11 protein-coding genes and 2 pseudogenes are annotated in these 10,153 nt (G+C 56.2%); 6 read left to right on the top strand and 7 right to left on the bottom strand.

The window, feature by feature from the left end:
* Positions 1-316 (bottom strand): annotated as a pseudogene (locus RBH26_RS15465) (hypothetical protein); the annotation flags it as partial.
* A gap of 107 nt (positions 317-423) precedes the next feature.
* On the opposite strand from RBH26_RS15465, the gene RBH26_RS15460 reads away from it, so the two are divergent.
* Positions 424-681, top strand: a complete 258-nt coding sequence (locus RBH26_RS15460) for a transcriptional regulator (RefSeq protein ID WP_306759277.1) — start codon at positions 424-426, stop codon at positions 679-681.
* 851 nt (positions 682-1,532) lie between these two features.
* Positions 1,533-1,763: a hypothetical protein gene (locus tag RBH26_RS15455; RefSeq protein WP_306759276.1), complete on the top strand. Its 231-nt coding sequence runs from the start codon at positions 1,533-1,535 to the stop codon at positions 1,761-1,763.
* On the opposite strand, the gene RBH26_RS15450 is transcribed toward RBH26_RS15455, so the two are convergent.
* Complete coding sequence (locus RBH26_RS15450) at positions 1,757-3,076, bottom strand: tyrosine-type recombinase/integrase (protein ID WP_306759275.1); 1,320 nt, start codon at positions 3,074-3,076, stop codon at positions 1,757-1,759. The genes RBH26_RS15455 and RBH26_RS15450 overlap by 7 nt on opposite strands.
* A 55-nt stretch (positions 3,077-3,131) precedes the next feature.
* Here RBH26_RS15450 and RBH26_RS15445 point away from each other — a divergent pair.
* The 3 genes and pseudogenes from RBH26_RS15445 to RBH26_RS15435 all read left to right on the top strand — a co-directional run.
* Positions 3,132-3,227: pseudogene (locus RBH26_RS15445) on the top strand (uracil-DNA glycosylase); the annotation flags it as partial.
* Positions 3,228-3,633: 406 nt separating this feature from the next.
* The gene (locus tag RBH26_RS15440; RefSeq protein WP_306759274.1) at positions 3,634-4,053 is read left to right on the top strand and encodes an HIT family protein; all 420 of its coding nucleotides are present in this window, start codon (positions 3,634-3,636) and stop codon (positions 4,051-4,053) included.
* Positions 4,054-4,194: 141 nt separating this feature from the next.
* Complete coding sequence (locus tag RBH26_RS15435) at positions 4,195-4,431, top strand: hypothetical protein (protein ID WP_306759273.1); 237 nt, start codon at positions 4,195-4,197, stop codon at positions 4,429-4,431.
* A gap of 4 nt (positions 4,432-4,435) precedes the next feature.
* On the opposite strand, the gene RBH26_RS15430 is transcribed toward RBH26_RS15435, so the two are convergent.
* From RBH26_RS15430 to RBH26_RS15420, 3 genes are all read right to left on the bottom strand, one after another.
* The gene (locus RBH26_RS15430) at positions 4,436-5,473 is read right to left on the bottom strand and encodes an A24 family peptidase C-terminal domain-containing protein (RefSeq protein WP_306759272.1); all 1,038 of its coding nucleotides are present in this window, start codon (positions 5,471-5,473) and stop codon (positions 4,436-4,438) included.
* A 144-nt stretch (positions 5,474-5,617) separates the two neighbouring features.
* Positions 5,618-6,007 (bottom strand): ferredoxin Fer, encoded by a 390-nt coding sequence (gene fer, locus RBH26_RS15425; protein ID WP_306759271.1) that lies wholly within the window; start codon positions 6,005-6,007, stop codon positions 5,618-5,620.
* 216 nt (positions 6,008-6,223) lie between these two features.
* Positions 6,224-7,408 carry an inorganic phosphate transporter gene (locus RBH26_RS15420; RefSeq protein ID WP_306759270.1) on the bottom strand — a complete coding sequence of 395 codons (1,185 nt, stop codon included), beginning with the start codon at positions 7,406-7,408 and terminating at the stop codon, positions 6,224-6,226.
* Positions 7,409-7,745: 337 nt separating this feature from the next.
* On the opposite strand from RBH26_RS15420, the gene RBH26_RS15415 reads away from it, so the two are divergent.
* Positions 7,746-8,336: a hypothetical protein gene (locus tag RBH26_RS15415; protein ID WP_306759269.1), complete on the top strand. Its 591-nt coding sequence runs from the start codon at positions 7,746-7,748 to the stop codon at positions 8,334-8,336.
* Positions 8,337-8,436: 100 nt separating this feature from the next.
* Here RBH26_RS15415 and RBH26_RS15410 read toward each other — a convergent pair whose 3' ends face one another.
* A complete protein-coding gene (locus tag RBH26_RS15410; RefSeq protein WP_306759268.1) occupies positions 8,437-8,865 on the bottom strand; it encodes a universal stress protein in 429 nt (142 codons plus the stop codon).
* Between the two features lie 109 nt (positions 8,866-8,974).
* Positions 8,975-10,153: an inorganic phosphate transporter gene (locus RBH26_RS15405; RefSeq protein WP_306759267.1), complete on the bottom strand. Its 1,179-nt coding sequence runs from the start codon at positions 10,151-10,153 to the stop codon at positions 8,975-8,977.

Genomic DNA, 10,153 nt, shown 5'->3' with positions numbered 1-10,153 from the left:
AGGAAATTGTGGTGTCTTCACTACCTTCTAAGGATATACTTCGCTGAGAGTTTTCGTCTCCAAAAGTGAATTCTACTTCTTGTGAATCCGATTCATCACCTGTGTTTTCAATAGTTGCGTCAGCCGACAGATTTTCTCCCTGTCGTACATCAAAATTCCCCTCTGTGGAGTCCGTAATTGAAAAATTAGCCGGATCGGGTTCACTATCTTCTTCTTGACTACCCAAGCAACCAGCTATAGCAGTTGTGGTTACTAATCCAACAGCGGCAAGCCATTCTCGTCTACTTCTATTGGCCATATTGACTGTCGCTTTCATAATAGTAAAAAGATTTTCATACCAATTAGTGCTTAGAATACTACGAATTAATGTTTTTATAGCTACATTTCGAAGTAGTTAAAGAAAGTGCGAATAGCAAACAGGGTATGCGCAGAAAGCGGGCTGAATGGCAACAGCCCCTAGATGATGAAATTTTGGAGCTTCTAGCCGATACTGATATTGTCCTTACTCCCTCGATTATCGCTTTCAATATAGATCGATCAAGAGAAGGTGTAGCTCATCGAATTTTGGTGCTTGAGAAGTACGGAATGGTCGAAAAAGTCGAACGTGGTAAGTATCGAATCAGTGATGATGGAGAGAAATATCTGAAAGGAGAGTTGGACGCTTCTATCCTCGAAAAATAGCAACCACTTATAAAAAGAAATTAGCTTGTATACGAAGGATCTAGGTATAGTATACAAGTTGAGGGTATGGCCATAGGAAAATCACCATACGGTAAGGGGATAACAGATATTATCTGATTTGTCTCCATATGCTAATTTTTTAGTTTTCAGGGGTTTGGATGGGTTTAGAGTAGGGGATCTATGTTTCCTTTCTCTATTTTATATTCATGGATATAGACGCTAAGGGTAGGTTCTGAGCGGCCTTTATCCCCTAGGGAAATTTTATAGTGATTTACATTTCACTCGATTTCCGAACCTACCAAATTCGATAGACTTAGCTAATTACATATAATTAAGTTGATCGAAGTTACCCGGAAATAGATTGATGATCGAAGGTAACTTCTCTAGGGCCTTGAGAGGGAATATATTGAGCATATGCAACCACAGAATATGCTTCGATCAATTGTAAGTGGTTTCCATCGTCTTTAGAGAAAATCGCTTGAGAGGCAAATACTAGCTTCTCACAGGAACGGATTATTTTCACCCACTAGACGACAGATTTTTAAGTCTCGAGAACCTATGTAATATTGAGGGCAGTAGCTCTTGTCCTTCCCTGATTTCAGGGAAAAGGAAGCAACACGGCCCGAAGCCTGTTGGCTTCAAAGCTGTTCTACCCCTTGCCTATGAGGGATAATAGCATAGGCCACTACCGATAGCAAGCCGGGATATAGTTTGCTACCCTTGCTTGAGGGGAAATGTCAAGCCATCCCGTATAAGGGGGTATGCTTGGGACGGTCCCTTATCTTGCCGGTCCCACTTTTCTGATTAATCATTAACGATAAGTCTTTTATACCATAATTTGTTCGCCCTATATGGAAATGGGGGAAATTGAGGAAATCATCGAAGAGGATAGAGAAGCCTTCGAACGGATTGCTGATTCGGATCTACCAGCAAATTGGATTGCTCGAGAGCTTCTTGAGCAAATCGAGGGGGATACATCGTATTCATCGAAGGAATCCAGTGAGAGCGATATAACCCCGACAGAAAAGCAAGAACAACCAAAGATCGAAGCTGAAGAGAAAAACAGCCTATTTGCCTATTGATCTAGCAATTCAGGATTGTTTTCGATAAGAGCTTGAAGAGCAACCTTCTCAAGTTCGGGATTTTCTTTGATTTTCTGCCGAAGAGTGTCTGTATCCTCTTCTAGCTGGCCTTCAGCTTGTCCTTTGGATTCGTATAGATCCTCTTCGATTTGCTCTTTGGCTTGATGTGCATCGGGTGTAAATGCAATACCACAAGCAGGGCAAGCTTTGGCATTATCGATAGGGACAGGTTCATTACAGTTTTCACAGATATCAGGGGTTAATGGTGATTCTTCTTCCTTTTCTTTGATTCCGGTTGCTTCTTTGGCCTTATTGATAATATCATCATCGGTTAAGTGGGTATATGTCGATTCCATCACTTGTGAATCGGGTGCATGGCCGATTAGATGTTTGATGTAATCGAAATCTAAACCATAATCACGGGCAGCCAATGTCACGAACGTATGACGGAAATTATGGGCATTACAGGGCTTGTCAACCCCTGCTTCCTTCTTGATTTGTTGTAATTGATGATAGACTGTAGAATTATCAATCCTGTCCCCTAACTCGTAATCACCACCACCTAAATTCTTGGATTTTTGAGTTATGAAATAAGCTTCTGGATCATTTTTACAAGGATGCGAATTCATCCAGTCTCGAACAGCTTTTTCAGCATATAGTAGTGGTCTTTTGCCACTAGCACCCTTCAAATCACCTGCTTCTTCATTGAGATAAAATTCCGCTGTCTCAAGATCGATATCCTTGATACGCAAATTGAGGATAGCAGATAATCGCTGTCCTGTATATAACAGTAGATCGACTAAGGCCCTGTCTCTTGGGTGCTTACAAGCATCACGTAGGGCTTTGATATCCTGCTTATCGAAAATATCTCTTTCATCAACCCCGCCAGAATCATCTTTGTATAGAATGATATCTTGCTTCTCAATTCCTAGATCATCATGATACTCGTAGAACTTTCGAAGAGCTTTCTGGTAGTTTGCAACACTACCTTTGGTCAATCCATCATCTTTTACCCCTTCTATGCGTCCCTGTCGCATATCGTCACAAAGGTAGTTGATATCATCGGGAGAGCAATCTGTTAAATCAAAGTCGCCTAAATCAGCTATCCTCTTCAAGGAATACGCATAGCGTGATATTGTTCCGTCCGATTTAGGCTTGTCATTTGGATCATTGACTAAACCGCATTCAGGATCTTTTGCATCAAGGAATTCGAAGAGATATTCCTTATCAGTTTCATCGATTGACCCTGATTCTGCTTTCTTCTCGATTTCTTCCCTGATTTGCTCGTATCTTTGTCTCTTGCTCTTGACCATGATTCAGCCTGTCCTGATATTCAAGCTACTACGATAAATGGATTCCGTCCGCTTATCGTATCAGGACGTCTGGATCGGACGACTGGGATACGACCCCGACGAGTATCTCGCGGCGATCGGCGAGACGGTCGACGAGCTGTGTGACAGGTGACAACGAGCCATAGGCTCGAGAATGGCGTCGATCGAACGGCCAGGGTCCGACGGTCCGTACGCCGTTCGGACCCTCGACCGGCGAGAAACCCACCGGCGGATGGTGTGTACGGGTGCGTGACGGTGGTTGTTCGTTTCGTACGTGACAGTTCCGGTACTGGTGCGATGCGACAGCCCCTCGCTGGGCACGTCGACCGAGGCGACGAGACGTATTGAATCGCGACGACCGTCCATCCCGATTCCCGATCAGTAAGCGGAGTTACGTCGATTTCACCCCGGTTCACACTGTTTATCCTCGATGACGGTCGTCGATCGATAGGAGTTCGGCGGCGTACCGTTCGATATCGTCCCCGGATCAGGGCCGTCGGCGAGTAAGTTTCTTACAGTCGGCGAATCCACAGTCGAATATGAGTACGATCTTCAGCCAGATCGTCGAGGGGGAGATTCCCGCTCGAGTCGTGTACGAAGACGAGACGACGATCGCGTTTTTAGACGCCAATCCGCTGGCGCCGGGACACACCCTGGTCGTTCCCAAAGACGAGTACGAGCGGCTAAACAACGTCCCCGACGACGTCGCGACGGACCTCTACGCGACGATCCACCGGCTGACGCCCGCCATCGAGGAGGCCGTCGATGCCGATGCCACGACGGTCGCGTTTAACAACGGCGAGGCGGCCGGACAGGAAGTCCCCCACGTCCACTGTCATATCGTCCCGCGGTTCGAGGGCGACGACGCCGGTCCGATCCACAGTGCGTTCGGCGGTCCGGAAGCGATTCCGGACGACGAACTCGACGAGATCGCCGAGGCGATCGAGTCTCGAGCCTGATACCGACCGCTGTCCCGATCTCCCGCCGATCGCCACACGGGGTCGGCGATCGGCGAGCTGTGACGACAGGAGACTGTCCGAGATCGTCTCCGACAGACGGCGTGCCGTGACGCTTTTAGGGGTCACGCGTGAGTTTCGGACATGCTTGCCGACATCGCTACTCGCCTCCGGACCTATCCCGTCGCCGCGTTGCTCGAGCTAGCCAGCGTGGTCGTCTGTGGCCTCCTGTTCGTTGGCACGCTCGCGTTGCTCTCGAGTGGGCCACCGAGCGGTCGCGGAGACGGCTGGCTCGTTCTCATCGGCGTCGGAGCCACGTTCGTGCTCTTCTGGACGGTGCTGGTGCCGCTGTACGAGCGGTATTACTACTCGCGTCGATGACGGACTAGATGATCGTCCCGACGAGTAGGTCGCCGTAGACCAGTGCGATCGTCAGGCCGACGAACACCGGAACGAGAAACGGCGTTCCCGGCGAAATCCAGACCGTCTCCGTCTCGGATATCACCTCGAGACCCTCCCGAAGCTCCTCGGGTCGCGTCCCGTAGGCCGTCCCCTCGATGTCCGCGAGAAACGCCTCGGCACCCCACGGATCGTCGGCCGTCGACGTGGCGCCGCCGATCGCCGAGGCGTCGTGATCGCCGGAGGGTCGCCCGCGATCGTCGGTGTCAGTCGACGCCGCGCCCCCGTCGCTTTCTACCGCCGCGGTGACCGCACCGTCGGTCGGCGGGTTCGGCCTCTCGGGGAGCGTCGCCGGATCGCGATATCGGTCGGGATCCTCGCGGACGTCCGCGAGCGTGAGCCCGCGCCAGCGCAGATACATCCGCAACGCGTCGAGATCGAGACCACCCCTCGAGGGACCCTCGGGTGTCTCGAGCAGGCGGCCGTGGGTTTCGGGAAGCCGGTCGGTCGGGACGGGCCAGCCGATGGCCATCACGGGCGTCACCCGGCCGGCGACGGCGTTACGCGCGGCGAGGGCGACCGGAACGAGGAGGCCGACGACGACGGCGTTTGTCAACACGGTAAACGAGAACGTCCCGATCGGCGTCGTCGTCGCGGGAAGCGTCCACGAGCCGACAGCGTACTGTGGGAAGGTCGGAAAGAGTAGCGCCAACACGAGCAACGCCTTCGCGTCCGCGCCGCCGAAGCCGCCGAACCACCAGAACAGATAGGCGATCGGGACGACGAACCCCAGACTTACTGCCGTCGGGAGGAGGAACTCGTGACTCCAGGCGTAGCCGCCCTCGCTCCAGGCGAGCCAGCCGTCCCAGACCAACGCGACGGCACCCACCAGGGCGAGGGGGATCCAGACGGTACTCGAGACGCGTCGGGTCTTGATGTCCCGAACCGCGACCCAGGCGAAGACGGGGACGGCGACGAGCCGCAGGAGGTCAGGCGCCGTCGCCGCGACGCCAGCGAGTGTCACAAGTGGCTCTCTCGAAGCGCGGCCGTGTTATCCTTTCCGTTCGGCTGCTCGTCGTGTGGCGTCGACTCGAGGGCGACGCTACTCTCCGCTGGCGTCGCTGTCGGTGCTCGAGCGGCAAAAAAACGTGATGGTAATGGGACGCGTTTAAATAACGCGGTTCTGCAGGTAGTCGAGGTGCTTGGCGTTGTAGACGATCCTGACCTCGTCGGTTTCGGCCGAACCGATGCAGGTCAGACGGACGTTCTTGTCCTCGACTTCCTCGTCCGAGAGGATCTGCTGCATGTCCATGTCGATCTCGCCCTCCTTGACGATAGCCGCACAGTTCGCACAGGCGCCTGCACGGCAGGAGAAGGGCCAGTCGTAGCCCTGAGCCTCGGCGGCCTCGAGGATGTACTCGCCCTCGGCGACGTCGAGGGAGCCGTAATCCTCCTGACCGAGGTCGGCGTCTTCGGCCTTCTCGAAGAGGTCGTCGTCGTCCATGTCCCAGCCCTGGTCGTCCAGCACTTCGTAGTTGAGGTATTCTACCGTGGGCATCACTCGTCGTTTCACGTCCCGCACTGGTATAGCTTGCTGTTCTGTCCGAAATTGTCTTCCAGACTGTATCATGGCGTTCGAACGAAAGAATATCAAGAGATATTAAATAATTCGTAGACGAACGGTGGTAACGAATTGTATTTGTTTTAAACCCGAGTATAATTGGGTGATCGTCGATCTCGCGCCCACTCGATCGGATAGTCACTGGCAGCGGTATCAGAATCCGAAGATCGGAACGAACCGGAAGGTGAGGAAGGCACCGACCGTCGAGATGATCGGGACGACGTTCTGCATGAGGATGACGCGAGCGGTCGTCGAGGGGTCGAAGAGATCCGACGCCTTCGGAATGTCTTCGGGTTCTTCCTCACCGATCTCGGGCGAGCGCTCGCCTTCTTCCTCGGCGGTCAGCGCACCGACGGAGACGTGGGTCTCCTCTTCGCCACGGGCGGCATCGGAGAGCGTCGTGGTCCGGGTCGCTCGCCCCCAGCCCAGTCCGACGATACTCATTGTCGCGATGACGACGAAACTCGCGGGGATCCCGATCCACGAGAGCCCGATGACGATCGTCGAACTGATGACCGCGACGACGATTGCGGCCGTCAGCGGGAGGTTCGTAATGTCGTTACCTAACGTCTCCATCGTTCGACGGGCGATGGTGAAACAGCCGACCGCGACGGCCGCGGATCCGATCAGGATCAGCGGGATCATGTCGATGTCGCCGGTCCCGTAGATCGGCGCGATAGCGTTAGCGATGTTGCTTGTCCCCGAGGAAAACCCCATCAGACAGCCGATTCCGATGACGACGAACGCGCCGGTGATCTCTCGTCGATCGGCGTTCTCGCCGAACTGCAGTCGGGGCACGATCCCGGAGCGATCGACCGTCACCATCTGTTTGTCGCCGCGGCTCCCTTCGATCGCGATCCACTCGTTGATTCGTGGATAGTAGTATCGACCGACGACACCGGCAACCCAGAAGCCGATGATTGGCGCGACGATCCACCAGACGACGATCTCTCCCAGGACACCCCAGGCGAGTTCGCCGGTCGCGAGGCCAAGCGCCGCGATCGCGCCGACGGCGGTCATCGACGTCGAGGCCGGGACGCCGGCGTAGTTGCCGACGAACAGGGCGCCGCCGATGAAAAAGAGAACGGCGACGTTCGAGCGAAGGGTGAAGATCCCGGTGTCGTGGACGAGCTCTCGGCCCAGCGTGTCGACGACCTGCGGACCGATCGTGATCGCGCCGAGAAAGAAGAAAACCGACATCAAGACGGCCGCCATCAGCTTCGTGATTACGTTCGCACCGACGGCCGGGCCGAACGCGGGACCGGTCGTCGCCCCGCCGATATTGTAGCCGACGAACACCGCGACGAGAAGACCCACGATAAGCAGTACTTCAGTCACAGTTCGTACTCACACAGTCTGATCCTAAAAATGGCTCTGTTCGCTCACAATCGGGGAACTGCGGTCGATTCCGTGAGCCTCGCGACATCCGTTTTCGGTGGCTCTCGAGGACCCACGCCCGTGCGTAGTACCCGAAAGGACCGCCGACGGACGTTTTCTCCCTGTCCTCGTACCAAAGCATTTCAACTGGCCACTCCGTACGCTCCGGTATCATGTGTGTCGTTCAGGACTCTTGTAGGCGAAATGTGCAATCTAATGAACCAACGACGGCGCTTAGCCGACACGACCGAGCCGCGAAGCAATCGATAGTCGACCGACCAAACCCGACAGGTGACGGATGTTGAACCCGCTTCACGTCGACGCAGCTGCCGATCTCGCCTACGGCGCACTGATCGCCCTCTCGATCGTGCTGATCGCCGTCCTCGAGACGAGCGTCGGACTCGCGTTCGGTATCGGTGTGTTCACAGCCTACGTCGTCCACGTCGTCTGGAAGATGGCCCGGTTCGACCCCGACTGGATGACCCAGACGGTCGAGGAGACGGTCGAAGAAACCGTCGGCGAGACCGTCGAAGAAACGGTCGGCAAGACCGTCGAAAAACAGGTCGACGAAGTACAGGCGCAGGTCGAAGAGACCGTCGAGGAAACGGTCGAAAAGCAGGTCGACGAAGTACAGACGCAGGTCGAAGAAACCGTCGAAGAAACGGTCGGCGAAACCGTCGAAGAAACGGTCGGCGAAACCGTCGAAGAAACGGTCGGCGAAACCGTCGAAGAAACGGTCGGCAAGACCGTCGAAGAAACCGTCGAAAAACAGGTCGACGAGGTACAGGCGCAAGTCGAAGCCGTCGACGAGCGCGTCGATCGCCGCCCTCGAGAAGAGGACGTCGAAGAAATCGTCGAGGAGTCGGCCGACGGAGAAACGGAATCATAGCGGCCGGCTCCGATCGGTTCATTCGGGCCGCTGTCCGTCGGTATCGACACGCCCGCGACCCGGGCGGTGATTGTGTCGGGACACCGGCAGGCGGTCCGTATTAGCGAACGATAATCACCGGCACCGACGCGCGTTTTGACACCGTTTCGGCGACGTTACCCACGAGAAAGCGGTGCGTTGCGCGGTTCCAGTCCTCGCCATGGCTGCCGACAACGACCGTGTCGTAGTCGTCAGCGCGGTCGATGACGTTCCGTGCTGGGTGGCCGACACCGACGACCGTCTCGATCTCTCGATCGCGTTCGGCGGCGACCTCGCGGGCTCGTTCGAAGACCGGCCCGGCCCGGTCGGCAGCTGCCTCCTCGAGGTCGTCCTCGAGTGAGAGCCCGACCGCGTCGCCCATCATCATCGACGGGACGCCGACGACGTGGAGGACAGTTATTTCGGCGTCGGAGAAGTTCTCGAGGGCGTACTCGAGAGCGTGTTCGGCGTGGTCGGAGTCATCCATGGGGACGAGAACGCGAGAGAGCATACGTCGTGGTTCGTCAGCCACCGACGTAAGTCCCGGTTACTGTTGCGGTCCGGGTTTCGGTTCCGGCCAGATGACGATACCGTCTCGTACCGTTTCGGAGCCACACGCCTCAGGCGATGCCGGGGAGAGCGGTGAAGAACCCGTACGCCAGGATCGTCGACATCGAGGGGCCGATGATCCACATCGAGACGTACTTGATGATCGCCCGGGGGTTGAAGAGATCGGCGCCGCGAAGCACTTCGTCAGATTCCGGTTCGCCGATCTTCGGCGCCGTCTCACCGACCTTCTCTTCGGCGACGATGGCACCCGATTCGATGTCGCGGTTCTCCACGTCGCGGGTGACCGCCTTGCGGACCGTGATCGGACGGGTCGCTCGTCCCCAGCCGATGCCGACGATCGTCATCACTGTCGCCATCACGAGGCTGATCGGAATGCCGGCCCACGAGAGGATCGTCGTGATCGTAGACGCCGTCACCATGACGAAAAGTGCCGCGAGCAGCGGGATGTCGCTCAGTTCGCCTCCGACGGACTCCATCGTCCGCCGAGCGATGGTGAATCCACCGAGACCGATCGCAAGCGTCGCGATGATGATCGCGGTGTTCGCCTCCAGCCCGTCGATGGTACCGACCAGCGGTGCGGCGGCGTTCGGGACGTTGCTCGCACCGGCGCTAAAAGCCATGTAGCAGCCGATAATAAAGACGGCGAGCGTGGTGCCAAGCTCCTGCTGGGTCGTGTTCGGCCCGAGCGCTGGCGTCGGAATCGAACCTCGGCGCTCGAGTCGGAGCAGCGGGCCGTCGGACTTCTCGATGTCGACCCGGTGATTGACCCACGGGTAGATGTAGCGGCCGATCAACACGCCGATCCAGAGGCCGATGACCGGCGTCACGATCCACCAGGTGATTATCTCGGCGATCGTCGCGTAGTTCAGGGTCCCCGTGGCCAGCCCCAGCCCGGCGATCGCGCCGACCGTCGTCATCGACGTCGGGACGGGGACGCCGAAGATGTTAGCGACGAGCATTCCCAGTCCGATGAAAAAGAGGACGGCGACGCCAGCCGTCAGCGTGAGGTCGATCGTGATGATCCCTTCGCTGAGTGTGTCCATCACGTTCCGACCGACGGTCCAGCCGCCGAAGAAGACGAAAAACGTCATTACCGCCGCTGCCGTCGTCTTCGTCACGATTCCGGCGCCGACGGACGGTCCCCACGTAATCCCGGTCGACGAACCGCCAATGTTGAAGCCGACGAAAATCGAGGCGACAATTCCAACCAACAACACCGTTTCGACCAT

The organism is Natronolimnohabitans sp. A-GB9 (assembly GCF_030848565.1).
Classification (GTDB): Archaea; Halobacteriota; Halobacteria; order Halobacteriales; family Natrialbaceae; genus Natronolimnohabitans.
The sequence above is the reverse complement of the archived record's forward strand: the minus strand, read 5'-3'. Positions and strand labels throughout refer to the sequence as shown.